Genomic DNA, 15,022 nt, shown 5'->3' with positions numbered 1-15,022 from the left:
CGTCCTCACCTCAGACGAGGTAGCGCTGGTCCAGGCTTTTCGGCGAGAGGGCCGGATAGCCGAGGAAACGCCTGCGGGGTGCGGGCTGGGGCGGTTCGGCGGGAGCGGGGACGAGTTCACGGACGCGGGGGTCGACCGTCATCAGCCTCGGTGCAAAGGAAACATCGAACTTCTGGGCCGCTGCCTCGAGGTGGTAGACCACGCCCTCGTGGACGACGTTCTCCTTCCGGGTCGCCAGATAGACGAACTGCGGATCGATCTCGTGCAGCAGGCGCTTCGGTATCCGCGCCGGGAGTGTCAGAGCGTAGTAACGCGGCCAGTTCTTCAGCCGGTGGCGTTCCAGCCAGGAGCGGCCGAAGGGGCGGAGGCTGGTGAACATGGCGAAGCTCCATTCAAGCTTCACCCCTGCTACGACCAGCAGGAAGTTCAGGACGAAGGCCAGTGCGACCAGTGCGTGGACGAGCGTGGCCGGGCCGCCCGAGGGCGCCGGGCCGAGCGCTTGGGACGACACCGCGACCGCGCACAGCGCCCCGTATACCGCCCCCTGGTAGAAGTCCTTGTACAGCCAGCTGTGTGACCGGGGGCCGGTGGCCGTGCGCCCGGTCGCCAGCGCGAGCAGGCCGGTGGACAGCGCCGCGAGCCAGACAGGACCGGAGCCACCGGGCAGCTCGACCCGGCCGTCCGGGGAGAACGCGGTCACCCACAACGCCATGGCCACCACCGAGAAGGGGAAGTTGCCCGAGACTCCGAAGACCAGGTGCATGAGGACCGCGAGCCACAGACTCCAGCGCACCCCGCCCGGGACGCACAGCAGAAGGCCGGCGGCGAGCTCCGCCACGATCACCCCGGCCGGGACGGCCTTCAGCAGCCGGCGGTGAATCGGCAGGCCGAGCAGACGGAAGTAGTGGGCGGTGACGACCCGGCCCGCGCTCCGCTCGGTGAACAGGTATTCGTCATTGATCTTGAGCAGAGCCGCGGTCAGGTAGACGCCGGCAAGGACGTCTTGCGCAAAGACGGGATGCAGGTGCACCGGCGTGAATGCCATGACCGCTGCCGCCACCGCCCCCAGCCAGGAATGGTCGGAAAGACGCCGGTGCGTCGCAAGCATCCAGTAGAAGGCCAATACGACAGCGATGGCCCGCCCGCCGAGCGAGGGCAGGCTCAGGACGGCCAGCAGAGCCAGCGGGAGGGCCACCACTTGGCCAAAAACCGCCGCCGCGCGGGGCAGCCGCATTCCGAATACCGGCGCAAAGTGGTTCCCCACCCCCGAGAATCCATATTCCCAGTGCCTATTGACCTGGTGAAAGAGCAGACTGGCCACGACAAGAGCAATGGGCGTGATCTGGAAAGTCATTCCGAGTCCCCCGATGGGTTACCTTTTTGCGCCTTCGGGGTGGATGCCATACGACGGCCCACGGGAGCCCTTTGGCCGCACGCGCATGCCGCAAAACCCCGCGTGGCTGATGCTCGACTTCCACGACTTCAAGATCCTGCATGGAGTCGCACCGACCGTCAAGAGCCCTCCGGGCCGCCCGCGGATTCGCTCGCCCCGCTGCCGGCGCGGCTTGCCCCAGGGCCGTTTGAGGCCCACCCGAGGGCCTGCCGCGGCCCACCGAGGGTCGACCGAGACCTACCGAGACCCGTCCGGACCCGCACGACGCCGCTGACCTGCAGATTCATTGAATTCTCCCATTCCTCCCTTCTGCCGTTGGCCACGGAATGGAAGATTCCCACCAAGAGATGATCGCCGATTCCGCAGCTTCGGTAAATAACTCCAAAACCGTGTCACCATTTTCTTTGAACGTGCTATTCGCGCGAATAGTCGGGACGTGAAAACGGAATACTAACGTCCATCGGCAGGCGGGAACGGACGTCCGATAAATCCTCTGGACGAGTGATCAGAGCACGAGGTAGCGTGCCGTCGGCGCTTACAGAAGCGTCGGCACTTCCCTCAATTAATGATTGGGAGAAAGACATGGCTGAGGTAATTCTCGACACCGCCAGCGACGTTGCGGAGCTCTCCGGCGAGGACTTCGAGGGCCTGTTCGCGGACGCCCCGCTGGTCATCACCGACAGCGAGGTTCGTGACTAATCACGTCACGCCAGGCGGTTCGTGCTGATTGAACCGCGCAATTCGGTTCGACGGCACAGCGCTGAAAAAAGGGGGCAGGGCATGGCGGTTCATGTGTTCGTTGGGCCGTCGTGCCCTGAACCTCTCGTACGGCAGAGCCACCCTGGTTTTGTCCTGCACGGGCCGGTCAAACACGGCGACCTCTTCTCGGCCGCGCTCGCCGAGGGGGATGTCGTCGTGATCGTGGACGGGATCTACCACCACCGTCTGGCACTGCGCCACAAGGAGATCCTCGACGTCCTGGCGCGGGGCATCGCCGTGATCGGAGCAGCCAGCATCGGCGCCCTGCGGGCGGCCGAACTCGACGGGTTCGGCATGATCGGCGTCGGCCGTGTCCACCGCTGGTACCGCACCGGCGTCTTCGAGGGCGATGACGCGGTGAGCGTGGCCCACAGCGAGACCGGCTCGCCGGCAGGGCTCAACATCCCCCTGGTCAACCTCCACACCGCGATGCTGGCCGGCTGCGACGCCGGAGTCCTGGGACGGGATTCGGCCCACCGCCTCATGGCGCGGCTGGAGAGCGAGTACTACCCGCTGCGCACCCCCGAGCGTGTGCGCTCCCTCATCAGGCAGTGCGACGAGACCGCATTTGCCGACTGGTACGAGCAGCGCTTGGGCGCCGACCCGGACGCCTTCGACCAGAAGCGGGCCGACGCCCTCGAGGCCTTCGCGCTCGCCGAACGGCTCGACACCCTGGCGCAGCCCTCGTCCCCCGGCGCGGCGAGCGGCGAACGCGACTGGCGTACCGAGTACCACCGGCGCTGGCGCAACCGCTTCGCCACGGCCACCCCTGACCTGCACCACCGGCTCGCCTACCAGCAAATCTTCGACGCCGGCTTCCCCGACGTCTGGTGGGACTTCCTGAACGGCTCGTCCGCCGCCGGGTCCCCAGCCGCCTCCGACGGGTTCCGGGGCCATGTGCGGCAGCAGCTGGGCCCGGTCGCCGTCCCATGGCTCGACGACTCCGCGATGCGGTCCCGGATCACCGCGGTCATCTGCCCGCTTCCCGACCTGGCGGATCCCCGGGAAGCCAAGCTGCTGCTGCGCCGTGAATCGGCCGAGGACCGGGCCCGGGTCGCCGACTGGCTGGAACAGATGCGGCAGCACCTCGAAACCCATCCCGGGCGCAGCCTCGGCCAGATCCGAGAAGCGGTGTGCACACGCCTGCTTGCGCGGATCTGGGACGTGGACACCGGCAGCGAGCTGACCATGGAGTGCGGCCGGAGGGGATTCCCCTCGCCGCGCCAAGCCGCCGGTGCCTTCCGTCCGTTCGCGCTCGCCTACTTGTCCGGCCAGACGGCCCGGACTGCGGAGACGGCGGAGACGGCCCCAGCGGCCCGGACGAGCGGAGCGCGCGGCCATGTCTAAGGTCAGACTGCCCGGGACGCACCGTGCGGTGGCGCCGGAGACCACCTGGGCCCGGCTCGCACCCCGGCTGCGTCAGTACGGCATCAGCCGGGTCGCCGACGTCACCCGCCTCGACAACATCGGTATCCCTGTCTACCTCGCCGTACGGCCCGAGTCCGAGACCCTGGCCGTCTCCCAGGGCAAGGGTGCCTCGCCGATTCTCGCGAAGCTCTCCGCCGTGATGGAATCCGTTGAGCTGTGGTACGCCGAGCGGCCCACGCTCGACACCTTCACCGCCACGGCCGGGAGCCTCGGTCTCCCGTATTGCCTGACCGATCTGAACCTCCGTACGACGGGTGAGTGGATCCAGCAGCTCGAACTGGATTGGGTCTGGGCCTCTTCACTGGCCGACGAGAGGCCGGTACCGGTTCCGCTGGACCTCGTCCGGCTCTCGTACAGCGGAGAGCACTACTGGCGCCACCGTCTCTTCGAGACGAGCAGCACCGGACTCGCCTCCGGAAACACCTTCCCCGAGGCATGTCTCCACGGGCTGTACGAAGCGGCCGAACGGGACGTCCTGGCAGCCCACCCGTCCCGTACCGACCCCGGACGCCTTTTCATCGACCCGGCGACCGTCCGCAACCCCCATCTGCGCTCCTTGATGCGCCGGCTCACCGACGCCGGAGTCGCGTTCGAGATCACCTGCATTCCGAACCGGTTGGGGATACCGACGTTCGCCGCCTTCGTCTGGTCGCCGCTCTTCCCCCTCGTGTGCGCCGGTTCCGGCAGCCACATGGACCCCGGTGTCGCGCTGTCCCGTGCGCTCACCGAGGCCGTACAGAGCCGGCTGACCGAAATCAGCGCCACCCGCGATGACATTCCGTCGGACCAGGACACGGCTCGGGACGCGAGTGCGGACCCCGGCTTCCGCCCCCACGCCGAGGGGGTGAGCCTCGACGACGCGCTGAGCGGTCACGGCGGCAGCTACGACGACATGGAGGAGGAGCTGGCGGTGGTCACACAACGGCTGACGGACGCTACCGGCCACGCCCCCCTCGCGGTACGGCTGTCCGGGCCGGCCGATCCGTTCAGTGTCGTACGGGTCGTCTGCCCCGGGCTCTCCTATGCGGAAGGGCGCACCCTCTCCCCCTGACCGCCAGGGCCATGACGCGCAGGATCAGTGATGCGAGGTTTCCAGTGAACATTCAGCGGGGCAGCTTCCAGCACTCGGAAGGCTACGTTCTCGAGTACGAGGTGACCGAACCCGAGACCCTTACCAGTCCTTATCTGCACATCCTCTTCCACGGCTTCAGCCGCATCGAGAAGCACGTCCCCCCGGTGTTCGCGCGTAAGCAGTGGAAACAGGCGGACCGGTCCGTGTGCCTCTCCTTCTCCGACCCCATCCACCGCTTCACCCAGGACTCGTGCTGCGGCTGGTTCCTGCTGGGCGAGGAGGAGTTCGTACCGAAGATGTACGAGCTGCGCGCCTCCCTGCTGGAGCGCCACGGGCTCAAGGGCACCGTGTGGCACGGCCTGTCGTCCGGAGGATACGCGGCACTCAAGCACTGCATGCGGGCGGGGGGCGACGACCTCGCGTTCGTCATCTCGCCGCACAACGAGCCCACCGTTCTTCCGCAGTGGGAGCGGGAGGCCGCACCGTTCCGCCACCTGCCCGGCATGGCCGCTCCGGAGACCATGACCGACATCATCGAGGACTGGGCCGCGCCCGGCAGCTCGCGCTTCCTGCATGCGCTGGTGTCGGAGAAGGACTCCTACTTCGCGCTGGAGCACCTACGCCCCCTCATCCGGAGCCTGCACGGTCACGAGAGCGCCCGGGCGGTCATGCTCCGTGACGGCCGGGGCCACGGATTCATCAAGGACGCCGACTACGACTCCCAGCTCAACGAGGCGATCCAGCGCTGGGAGGCCCACCGGGCGCGTCACTCCGCCACCGCGGCAGCCACCGCCGAATGACGCATCCGCCGGATCGCAGAGAGGAGTACGCAGTGTCCGAGGTAAAGATCATCCTTTCCACCCCGCTCGCCCGGTTCGCCGACGGCGAGACCAAGTTCCAGGTGCCGGCCGGCACCTTCCAAGAGGTCATCGACAAGGTGTACGAGCGCCACCCGGCTCTGCGGCTGCGCCTGGCGGACGGCGCGGGGGCGCTCCTCCCCTTCGTCAGCGTCTATGTCGGTGAGGACAACATCCGCGATCTCGGCACCCCGGACATCGAAGTGCCCCCGCGGACCACCGTGATGATCATGTCGGCGGTGGCCGGTGGATAGTCCCGCAACTCAGCGGACCATCCGCCAGGCCGCCACCGGCGACGCCGGGGCCGTCCGCGAGCTCTACGGAGCCGGCGAGGTCGAGGAGTTCGCCCTCCGGCTGTCGGACCGGCACACGGCGCCCGGCACCACGCACTACGTCGTCGAGTCGGACGGCCAGATCGTCGCGGCCTTCGCGCTCACCGCGCTCGGCCGGCTGCGGCCCGGTGGCAAGGTCCGGCTGATGCTGCACGAGATCAAACTCCGGCCCAGTTACCGGGGCACCAGCGTCGCCGAGGACATCCTCGGCTGGCTGGCGACCGACCTCGGTGTGGGCACCGGGCGGGAGCTGCTCACGCTGGCTCCGCTGGGCCAGCAGCCCTCCAGCTTCCAGCGGTTCGGGCTGACGGAGTCCCACCAGGCGTTCAAGTGGCCCGTCCGGGACGGAGGCATCCGCACATGACGGAGGATCGAGAGCTCCCGCACGGTCCGGAGTTCACCAACTGGCTTGCCGGATTGCGGTCCTGGGCCGGAAAGGCCCCGGAAGAAGCCACCGCCTGGCGTGCGGCGGGCGCTCAGGGGCTGCTGTCCCTGGCCGTTCCCGAGGCCGCCGGCGGCGCCGGGGCCGGCTACGAGGCGGCCTGCCTCGCCCTGGAGGCATTCGCCGAGGAGAGCGGGCTGAGCGGGCTGCCCTTCTCCATGGCGGCACAGATGTGGGCCTGCCAGGAGCCCCTTCTCGAATTCGGCAGCGAGGCCCAGCACGCCAGGTACCTGCACCCCCTCACGGCGGGCACGGCCGTGGGCGCCTTCGCCGCCACCGAGTACGACGCGGGCTCGGACCTGCTGTCCCTGCAGACCCACGCCGAGCAGGATGCCGAGGGGCGATGGCGGCTCAACGGCGCCAAGACCTTCGTCACCAACGGACCGACCGCCGATATCTTCGTGATCATCGCCCGCACCGCCGAAGGCAGCTCGCTCTCCGGCCTCACCGCCTTCCTGGTCCCCCGGGACACCCCCGGCCTGCAGATCGGCAAGGTGATCGAGAAGTCCGCGCTGGCGGGCGCACAGCTGTGTTCGCTGCTCATGGACGACTGCGTGGTGGACGACACCGACCGGCTGGGCGGCGCCGGCGGCGGATTCGCCGTCCTCATGCATGCGATGCGCTACGAGCGTGCCTTCATCCTGGCGCCTGCCCTGGGGCTGATGGCCAGGGCACTGCACCACGCGGTCGACCACTCCCGCTCCCGCAGCCAGTTCGGCCGGCCGCTCAGCTCGTACGACACGATCCGCCAACGCCTGGTCCGGATGCACATGAGCCTGACCAGCGCGCGGGAACTGCTCTACGCCACGGCCCGGGCGGCCGACGGAAACCGGCTCGAACACAGCCGGTCGTCCTTGACGAAACTGCACGTCAGCACGGAGTTCAACCGGTTCTGCCAGGAGCTGCCGGATCTGTACGGCGGCTACGCGCTGCTACCGGAGACGGGCGCCCTCGCGCTGACGGCCGACGCGGTGGCCAGCCGGTACTACTCCGGCACCTCCGATATGCAGATGAAGATCATTGCTGAAGGGCTGGGTTTGTGATGACAGAAGACTCCGTACTCAAGGCCGTCCTCGCCGCGGTCCGCGAGGTGGCGCCGGGAGCCGAAATCTCCGACGACACCGCCCTCATCGCCCAACGGGTCATCGATTCGCTGTCCCTGCTCAGCCTGGTCTCTCTCCTGGAGAAGGAGTTCTCCGTCACCATCAGGGACTCGGAAATCCTCCCGGCCCACTTCGAGAGCCCGCTCGCCGTCCGGGCCTTCTTGAAGTCCAAGGGCTGCTGATGGCGGCCGGCCGATCCCTCGCCGACGACCTGCGGGCGACCGCCGCCCGCCACGGCGACCGTACCGCCGTCATCGACGGAACCACCACGCTCAGCTATGCCGAACTGGACGGCATCGCGGAACACCTCGCCCAGGCACTGCGCGCGCGGGGCGTCACTCCCGGCGATTGTGTCGTCTGGCACGGGGCGAAGTCCTCGCTGGCGGTGGCGGCCGTCCACGGCATTCTCCGCTCCCGGGCGGGCTACGTCCCGATCGATCCGGACGGGCCCATCGCCCGCGCCGAGCTCATCGCCGGCCGCTGCCTCCCCCGCGCCATGGTGGCGGACGCCGGGGCCCGGGACCAGTGGCGCACGGTCGCCCCCGGGCTCGTATGGGAGAAGCTGCCCCTCGGCCCCGAACCGGTCGGTGAACTGTGGTGCGCAGTCCCCACGGACGCACCACGCGCCCCGCTGGACGATCTCGCTTATGTGCTCCACACGTCCGGCAGCACCGGTCTTCCCAAGGGCGTGGTCCACACCCACGCCAGCGCCTCGGCATTCGTCGACTGGTCGGTCCAGGAGCTGGGGCTCACGGAGCGCGATGTCATCATCAACTCCGCACCGCTGCACTTCGACCCGACGACGCTCCACCTCTTCGGTGCCGCCCGGACAGGCGCCGCGGTCGCCCTGATGCCCGCCTCCGCCGCGCCCTTCCCCGCCGCGCACATCGACTTCTGCCGCCAGGTCGGCGGCACCGTCTGGTACGCGGTGACCTCGACCCTCGCCTGGCTCACCCGCAGGGGCAAGGAGCTGCTGCCGGAACTGCGGGGGCTGCGTGCGGCCGTGGTCGGCGGCGAGGTGCTGCCGCCGGACGAGGTGAACGTGCTGCTCTCGGCCCTGCCGGGGATCCGGCTGCTCAACGTGTACGGACCGACCGAGAGCAACGTCTGCACGTTCCACGAGATCCGTGGCCCCCAGCAGCCCGACGCCGTCATCCCCATCGGGAGGGTGCTGCCGGGCGCTGAGATCGCTGTGGTGGACGAGCGGCTGGAAAGGGTGGAGCCCGGTTGCCCGGGCCAGCTTCTGGTCCGCGGAGCCATGCTGATGGAGGGCTATCTGGACCCCGAGCAGACCGCCCGCGCTTTTGTCCGCACCGCTGACGACCGGCGGTGGTACGCCAGCGGTGACCTGGTCCGGGAGAACTCCGCGGGAGAGCTCGAATTCATCGGCCGCGAGGACGCCCAGATCAAGTCGCGTGGCTTCCGGGTCGAGCTCGGGGAGATAGAACGGCACCTCCACTCGCTCGACGGTGTTCACGAATGTGTCGCGGTGGCGACACCGGACGCCGTCTTCTCCAACGTGATCACCGCTTTCGTGACGGCGGATCACCTCGACGACGTCAAGCCGCTGCCCGATGTGCTGCGGGCCCGGCTGCCGCACTACATGGTGCCGGAGCGCCTTGTCCTGGTCGCGGATGAGCTGCCCAGGAACTCCAACGGGAAGGTCGACCGGAAGGCTCTGTCGGAGCTGGCCGCCCGGCCGGAGCTTGATGACACCCCCGGGCTGACGGTCGTCCACTGAAGGAAGACAGAACTGTGACCCTACCCTCCGCCGACGTCAGCGCCTTGCCCGATGAGACGGTCGAGGTCCTCAAAGTCCCGGACTTCCGGCTGCTGTGGGCCGCGAACGGATTCCGGTACGCGGCCTCCGAGGTTGCCGGGTTCGCGCTGCCCCTCACCGCGCTGCTGCTGCTGCATGCACCGCCGCTGATGATGAGTCTGATCTTCGTCTGCAGCCGGGCCGGGTTTTTGGTGATGGGGCTCCCGGCCGGTGTCTGGATCGACCGCTGGCGCAAAAAGCCGGTACTGATCTGGGCGGACGTGGTGTACGCCGTGGCCTTCGGCAGCATACCGGCCGCCTACTTCCTCCATGCCCTCACCGTGGCCCAACTGCTCGTGGTGGCACTGATGGTGAGCCTGGCAGGCGTCTTCTTCGACGTGGCACACAGCAGTGTGCTGCCCTATGTGCTCCCCAGACGCCGGGTGGCGGACGGCAATGCCCGGCTGCAGACGTCCGAGACCGCCCTCCAGGCGGTCTCCCCCAGCGTTGCCGGTGTCCTGACGCAGAGCGTCGCGGCCCCCGTTCTCTACTGCTTCGCCGCTGTCTGTCACCTGACGTCGGTCGTGCTGCTGCGTCGCATCCAGCCGGACGGGGACATCGCCCGCGGCAAGGGCGAGTCCGAACGGAGGTTCCGGCGTGAGATCGCGGACGGCATCGGCATCCTCTTCAAGCAGCCTCTGCTCCGCCTGCTGCTCAACCAAGCGGCCCTGAACAACATCGGCGCGGGCATCATCCTGGCGATGCTTCCGGTGTTCCTCCTCAAGGAGATCGGCGTCGCCCCCTGGCAGTTCGGGCTGCTGTCGACGCTCGGTGCACTGGCCGGGCTCACCGCCTCCCTGGTGGCCCCCGGATTCCGGCGCCGGTTCGGTGAGATACGGATGACGCTGGTCTTCTCCGCCCTGACCCCGGTCGCTGTCCTGGCGGCACCGCTGGCCGGCGTCTTCCGGGAGGTCGCCGTGCCGCTGGTCGCGCTGGCGGAGGTCCTGATCGGCTTCGCCATCGTGGGCCGGTCGGTGTCCACGGCCGGGCTGCGGGCCCGGGTGACACCGAACGCGTACATGGGCCGGGTCACGGCGGCGTACAGCGTCGTCGTGCAGGGAGCCACGCCCCTCGGCGCGCTGGCCGGCGGCCTGATCGCCAACCAGTGGTCCACCGGTACGGCCCTGTGGGCGGGCGGGCTGGCCATGGGTGTCCCCCTTGTCCTGCTGCTGCTCTCCCCCCTGCGCCGCTACCGCACGCTCCCCGCCGAGTGGGAGGTCTGATCGCCATTCTTCGCCGACAAGCCGCGTCCCCGCCTCCCCCCACCACCGCATAGCTCACCTGGAGAATCCCGTATGACCGCACTGGATCAGGCCGCTGCCGCATATGAGGAGCACGGCTTCGCCATCATCCGCAATGTCATCCCCGAGGACCTGCTCGAAGAGGCACGTGCCCATGTCGAGTGGCTGACGGCCAGGTACCCGGAGCTTCGGCCCGAGCACTTCCACCACCCGCTGATCCGCAATGACGCCTTCTGGGTCCGCCTCATATCGGACCCGCGGCTTGTGGACATCGGCGAGCACTTCCTGGGCCCGGACCTTGCCTGCTTCACGGCGCATTACGTCTGCAAGCCGCCCTACGACGGCCATCCCGTGCTGTGGCACCAGGACGGTGCGTACTGGAAGCTGACGCCGATGAACGCCCTCACGGTGTGGCTGGCCATCGACGAGAGCACCACCCGAAACGGCTGCCTGCGCATGATCCCCGGCAGTCACAAGCTGCCGCTGCACGAACCGAGCCTGCGCACGGACCAGCCCAATATGCTCTTCTCGGAGGCCGACAGCGGGCTGGTGGGCGAATGGGCCGAGAAGCAGGGCATCGTCGACATCGAGCTGAACCCCGGTGATGTCTCGATTCACCATCCTCATCTGCTGCACTGCTCGGAGGCGAATACGTCACCGAAGCGGCGCTGCGGACTCGACATCGGCTATATCTCCACCGCCACCCGCATCGAGAGCGACGGGCTCTACCTGGACCCCGTGCTGGTGCGCGGCACGCCCATCGAGGGCGTCAACACCTACCGTGACCTGCCGCGGTACTCGCCCGGCGAAACCGTTCCGTTCGCCGGCCATGAGACGTGGAACGACCGGCCCGGCGTCGCCCCGGCCGGCCCCCCGGCCGGGGAAGCGCCCCTCACCACAACCGAGCGGATGATCGAGCGGCTGCGGGAGGGCACTGTCGCGCGCTGAACCGGGCGTGCACAGCGGACTCGACGAATCACAGACGGCTCCGTGGTGGGGCCCGGGGAAGGGCGGACCAGGAAATGCAGAGAGTTGTCTATATGCAGGACCGGGACGACGGCCAGCGGATGAAGGACGTCATCTATGTCCATCCGCCCAGCTACAAGGGCGAGGAGTTCCCGAACCCCGCCGGCCTGCCGCGCCCCGTGGTGGGCGGGCTGCCCTTTCCCTGGGTCACCCCCATGGCAGACGGTAAGCCGCTGTTCCGTGAGATCGAGCGGGTGAAGGCGGAACTCTGCCGCCGGCTCTGGGGCTGTCAGGTGTGCGGGAACGACCTCGACAGCACGGCCTGGGTGGCACTCAAGGAGCCCGCGGAGGGGTCGGCGGTGGTCTCCTCCGCCGCCATCCATCCCGCATGTCTTCGGCTGGCGGTGCAGTACTGCCCCGTGCTCGGCGACCCGGCCATGGGCTATGCGTTCACGGAGGTGTACGAGGACGACATCGTCGCCGTGACCGACGAGTCACCGCACCGGAACGGCCGGGCCCCGGCGGCCCGTTGGCATCTGCGTCCGGCCGCAGAAACATCCCGGCCCGAGCGGGTCCGTACCTTTCATTCGCTCTCCGATGTGCGGGGCTGAACTCTCCGCAGACTGCACAGCCGGCACGGACCCGGACACCGGAAGAGGTCTGAAGCCGGACCGCCACCAGGCGAATTCATCGCAATTCATTCGCGGAATAAGTACCGCCGGTATGTAAATTCAGCACATCCGAGCCAGGGAATCACGCAGCATCACGACACCTTAAAATTACCGCAAAGCCATGGCTTCGGGTATTGGCGAGCGACGCACCGAAATGCGAACGTACATGTCAACCAACTCCAGGAGGAATCATGCTGGATCAGCTTCAGAAGCCCCTTGAGGCGACCACGGAAGACATCGACAGCATTGTTGCGGCGCGAGAGCTGACACGGGAAGACTTCGATGCGCTCTTCGCGGACGAGTCGCGGATCGCCACCGCCTGGGAAGTTGTCGACCCCTCGTAAGGAAATTGAACCACGAAGCAATCAGCGCATTCCCGGCGGGGAATGACTGCTTCGTTCAATTTTTCAGGTCGGCTTGAGATACACCCCGGAAGGGCCCGTCTTCCCTGAGTTTCGCCGATGGATTCTCCGGGAAGCCCGGGCCCTCTCCGCGTGGAAAAGAGACCGGGGAAGGGAAGGGCTTGACAGTCCATGCGTTCGTCGGGCCGTCGTGCCCCGCTTCCATCCTGCTCAAGCACTATCCCGATGTTGTCCGCCATGGTCCGGTCGGGCACGGCGATCTCTTCGTCGGGAACATCACGGCGGGAGATGTCGTCGTCATCATCGACGGCGTTTACCATCATCGCCTGGCTCTTCGGCACAAAGAGATTCTGGACGCCATGGCACGAGGCGTCACCGTGGTGGGGGCGGCAAGCATCGGCGCACTGCGGGCGGCCGAACTCTCGACGTTCGGCATGTCAGGGGTCGGTCAGATTTACCAATGGTTCTGTGACGGCACCTTCGACGGGGACGACGCGGTCAGCGTGGCGCACAGCGAGTCCGGGGACCCGACGGGTATCAATGTGCCGCTGGTCAACCTCCATGCCGCGATGCTCGCCGGCTGCCGGGCCGGAGTACTCCGCGAAGAATCGGCTTCACGGCTGCTGGCACTTCTTGAGCAGGAGTACTATCCGCTCCGCAGCACCGAACGCGTCCTCTCGATTGCGGAGGCAGGCGGTGAGCCCGCATTCGCGTCATGGTATCGCGCCCAACTCCGGCAAGATCCGTTCGCCTTCGACCAAAAGCTCGCGGACAGCCTGGCAGCTCTCGATTTTTCCACGCATGTGCGGCCATCGGAAACTGCCACCTCCCTCGGAGTCGACTTCGGCCGAGATTGGCGCACCGAGTACGTGAGCCGCTGGCGCCAAAGATTCACCATGAGTTCCGGGACATCCATGCTGCACCGGTTGGCCTATCGGCAGATCTTCGATGAAGATTTCCCTCGGACATGGTGGGAGTACATGCAGCAGTATTTTCGCTCGATGTCTCCAGGAACAGGCGATGGTCTTGGTCATTTCGTAGCGCACGAACTCGGCACGACGGCCAGGGAATGGATCGACGATCCGATTCTTCGCACCCGCATCACCACGCTGATATGCCCTGTGCCGGATCTCGGCGAACCGTGGCAGAACGATCTTCTGCTCCGCGGCGAAACACGGCACGACAGGCAGGTGATGTCCGATTGGCTACGCCTGACCGGGGAGCATCTGGACCGTCATCCCGGGAGAAGCCTGTCGCACATCCCCCAATCCACCTGCCGGCACTTGCTGGCGCGCATCTGGAATGTGGAGGAAGACCTCCTACCGGAATGCGGACGGCGAGGATTCGCTTCGCTGCGGCAGGCAGCCGAGGCGCTGAGACCCTTTACCATCGGCTATTTGTCCCAGGTGACAGAAGCGGCAGCAAGCGGGGCACACGCGGATGACTAAAGTCAGATTGCCCGGTACGCACCGGGCTGTGGGGCCGGACACCACATGGTCACGCCTCAGCCCGCAGCTGAGCCGGTACGGAATTACCCGCATCGCCGATGTCACCCGTCTCGACGACATCGGCATCCCCGTCGTCCTCGCGGTGCGTCCGGCATCCGAGACGCTGGCGGTGTCGCAGGGAAAGGGTGCGTCAAAGATCCTGGCCAAGCTATCTGCCGTCATGGAATCCATCGAACTCTGGCATGCCGAGCGGCCGCCCCTGGAACCCTTTGCGGCGCCTGCCGAAAGCCTCGGTCTTCCCTATGCACTCACCGATCTGAACCTTCGCACCATGGGTGCATGGGCCGACAAGCTCCGGTTGTCATGGGTGTGGACGCGTCCGGTGCTCGGTGGCGACCCAGTGCCTGCACCATGGGACCTCGTCCAGCTTTCCTACAGCGGGGACCACTTCACCCGCCCCAAGATCTTCCACACCAGCAGCACGGGCCTGGCATCAGGAAATACCTTCACCGAAGCGTGTCTGCACGGGATGTATGAGGCCATCGAGCGCGACGTTCTGGCCGGCCGGGAAAGCTACGGCGGCAACAGTCGCTTGCTCATCGACCCCAGGACGATTCGGGATGAGCATCTGGTCTCGCTCCTCGACCGACTGAGCCGCGCGGGGGTCGAGGTCCACATCACCTGCCTCCCGAACCGGTTCGGGGTGCCGACTTTCACCGTGTTGATCTGGTCGCCGCTCTTTCCCGTTGTGTGTGCCGGTTCCGGCACACACATGGATGCGAACGTCGCACTGTCCAGGGCGGTGACCGAAGCCGCGCAAAGCCGTCTCACCGAGATCAGCTCCACAAGGGATGACATCCCTTCCGGCTTCGCACTTCCGAGAGATGCCTGTGCGGCTCCCGGCTTTCGCCCCCACGACGAAGGCATCGATTTTGCGGACGCCGTACGCGGCCAGGGCGGGGACTTCGACGACATGGAGTGGGAACTCAAGACGGTCGTGGGGCGAGTCAACGACGCCGTCGGCCATGAACCCCTGGTCGCCGATCTCTCGACACAGCCCGATCTGTTCCGTGTCGTGCGCGTGGTCTGCCCGGGACTTGCCTACACGGAGGGGCGCACTCTCGCCTAG

The 15,022-nt window shown here is 67.3% G+C and carries 15 protein-coding genes; 14 read left to right on the top strand and 1 reads right to left on the bottom strand.

All coding sequences use genetic code 11. The features are described from left to right. Window positions 1-10: 10 nt before the first annotated feature. Entirely contained in the window at window positions 11-1,234 is a 1,224-nt protein-coding gene (locus CFW40_RS21155) for a hypothetical protein (protein WP_119098135.1), read from the bottom strand. Between the two features lie 939 nt (window positions 1,235-2,173). On the opposite strand from CFW40_RS21155, the gene CFW40_RS21150 reads away from it, so the two are divergent. The 14 genes from CFW40_RS21150 to CFW40_RS21090 all read left to right on the top strand — a co-directional run bounded on the left by CFW40_RS21150 (window position 2,174) and on the right by CFW40_RS21090 (window position 15,022). Then, window positions 2,174-3,499, top strand: a complete 1,326-nt coding sequence (locus tag CFW40_RS21150) for a TfuA-like protein (protein ID WP_088799363.1) — start codon at window positions 2,174-2,176, stop codon at window positions 3,497-3,499. After that, window positions 3,492-4,631 (top strand): YcaO-like family protein, encoded by a 1,140-nt coding sequence (locus CFW40_RS21145; RefSeq protein ID WP_088799362.1) that lies wholly within the window; start codon window positions 3,492-3,494, stop codon window positions 4,629-4,631. The genes CFW40_RS21150 and CFW40_RS21145 overlap by 8 nt, the downstream gene beginning before the upstream one ends. Window positions 4,632-4,675: 44 nt before the next feature. Beyond that, entirely contained in the window at window positions 4,676-5,452 is a 777-nt protein-coding gene (locus tag CFW40_RS21140; protein WP_088799361.1) for a hypothetical protein, read from the top strand. Between the two features lie 32 nt (window positions 5,453-5,484). Next, window positions 5,485-5,763: a hypothetical protein gene (locus CFW40_RS21135; RefSeq protein ID WP_088799360.1), complete on the top strand. Its 279-nt coding sequence runs from the start codon at window positions 5,485-5,487 to the stop codon at window positions 5,761-5,763. Next, window positions 5,756-6,205: a hypothetical protein gene (locus CFW40_RS21130; RefSeq protein WP_088799359.1), complete on the top strand. Its 450-nt coding sequence runs from the start codon at window positions 5,756-5,758 to the stop codon at window positions 6,203-6,205. Before CFW40_RS21135 ends, CFW40_RS21130 begins: the two co-directional genes overlap by 8 nt. Further along, window positions 6,202-7,326, top strand: a complete 1,125-nt coding sequence (locus CFW40_RS21125) for an acyl-CoA dehydrogenase family protein (protein WP_088799358.1) — start codon at window positions 6,202-6,204, stop codon at window positions 7,324-7,326. The genes CFW40_RS21130 and CFW40_RS21125 overlap by 4 nt, the downstream gene beginning before the upstream one ends. Next, complete coding sequence (locus CFW40_RS21120; protein ID WP_088799357.1) at window positions 7,326-7,568, top strand: phosphopantetheine-binding protein; 243 nt, start codon at window positions 7,326-7,328, stop codon at window positions 7,566-7,568. Before CFW40_RS21125 ends, CFW40_RS21120 begins: the two co-directional genes overlap by 1 nt. Beyond that, a complete protein-coding gene (locus CFW40_RS21115; RefSeq protein WP_088799356.1) occupies window positions 7,568-9,127 on the top strand; it encodes an amino acid adenylation domain-containing protein in 1,560 nt (519 codons plus the stop codon). Before CFW40_RS21120 ends, CFW40_RS21115 begins: the two co-directional genes overlap by 1 nt. A 14-nt stretch (window positions 9,128-9,141) precedes the next feature. Then, a complete protein-coding gene (locus CFW40_RS21110) occupies window positions 9,142-10,428 on the top strand; it encodes an MFS transporter (protein ID WP_176956423.1) in 1,287 nt (428 codons plus the stop codon). 72 nt (window positions 10,429-10,500) lie between these two features. Continuing rightward, window positions 10,501-11,394 (top strand): phytanoyl-CoA dioxygenase family protein, encoded by an 894-nt coding sequence (locus CFW40_RS21105; protein ID WP_088799354.1) that lies wholly within the window; start codon window positions 10,501-10,503, stop codon window positions 11,392-11,394. Between the two features lie 74 nt (window positions 11,395-11,468). Then, window positions 11,469-12,023 carry a hypothetical protein gene (locus CFW40_RS21100; protein ID WP_143034546.1) on the top strand — a complete coding sequence of 185 codons (555 nt, stop codon included), beginning with the start codon at window positions 11,469-11,471 and terminating at the stop codon, window positions 12,021-12,023. 251 nt (window positions 12,024-12,274) lie between these two features. Continuing rightward, window positions 12,275-12,427: a hypothetical protein gene (locus CFW40_RS37195; protein WP_176956424.1), complete on the top strand. Its 153-nt coding sequence runs from the start codon at window positions 12,275-12,277 to the stop codon at window positions 12,425-12,427. 179 nt (window positions 12,428-12,606) lie between these two features. Further along, a complete protein-coding gene (locus CFW40_RS21095; protein WP_176956425.1) occupies window positions 12,607-13,893 on the top strand; it encodes a TfuA-like protein in 1,287 nt (428 codons plus the stop codon). A 28-nt stretch (window positions 13,894-13,921) separates the two neighbouring features. Beyond that, window positions 13,922-15,022: a YcaO-like family protein gene (locus tag CFW40_RS21090; RefSeq protein ID WP_176956426.1), complete on the top strand. Its 1,101-nt coding sequence runs from the start codon at window positions 13,922-13,924 to the stop codon at window positions 15,020-15,022.

The sequence above is a fragment of the Streptomyces sp. 2114.4 genome, from assembly GCF_900187385.1.
Lineage (GTDB): Bacteria > Actinomycetota > Actinomycetes > Streptomycetales > Streptomycetaceae > Streptomyces > Streptomyces mooreae.
The sequence above is the reverse complement of the archived record's forward strand: the minus strand, read 5'-3'. Positions and strand labels throughout refer to the sequence as shown.

Excerpts from the sequence above, each read along its gene's own strand:
- CFW40_RS21155 (WP_119098135.1), bottom strand. The coding sequence starts at position 1,234 with ATGCGGCTGCCCCGCGCGGCGGCGGTTTTTGGCCAAGTGGTGGCCCTC.
- CFW40_RS21150 (WP_088799363.1), top strand. The coding sequence starts at position 2,174 with ATGGCGGTTCATGTGTTCGTTGGGCCGTCGTGCCCTGAACCTCTCGTA.
- CFW40_RS21145 (WP_088799362.1), top strand. The coding sequence starts at position 3,492 with ATGTCTAAGGTCAGACTGCCCGGGACGCACCGTGCGGTGGCGCCGGAG.
- CFW40_RS21125 (WP_088799358.1), top strand. The coding sequence starts at position 6,202 with ATGACGGAGGATCGAGAGCTCCCGCACGGTCCGGAGTTCACCAACTGG.
- CFW40_RS21120 (WP_088799357.1), top strand. The coding sequence starts at position 7,326 with ATGACAGAAGACTCCGTACTCAAGGCCGTCCTCGCCGCGGTCCGCGAG.
- CFW40_RS21115 (WP_088799356.1), top strand. The coding sequence starts at position 7,568 with ATGGCGGCCGGCCGATCCCTCGCCGACGACCTGCGGGCGACCGCCGCC.
- CFW40_RS21105 (WP_088799354.1), top strand. The coding sequence starts at position 10,501 with ATGACCGCACTGGATCAGGCCGCTGCCGCATATGAGGAGCACGGCTTC.
- CFW40_RS21100 (WP_143034546.1), top strand. The coding sequence starts at position 11,469 with ATGCAGAGAGTTGTCTATATGCAGGACCGGGACGACGGCCAGCGGATG.
- CFW40_RS37195 (WP_176956424.1), top strand. The coding sequence starts at position 12,275 with ATGCTGGATCAGCTTCAGAAGCCCCTTGAGGCGACCACGGAAGACATC.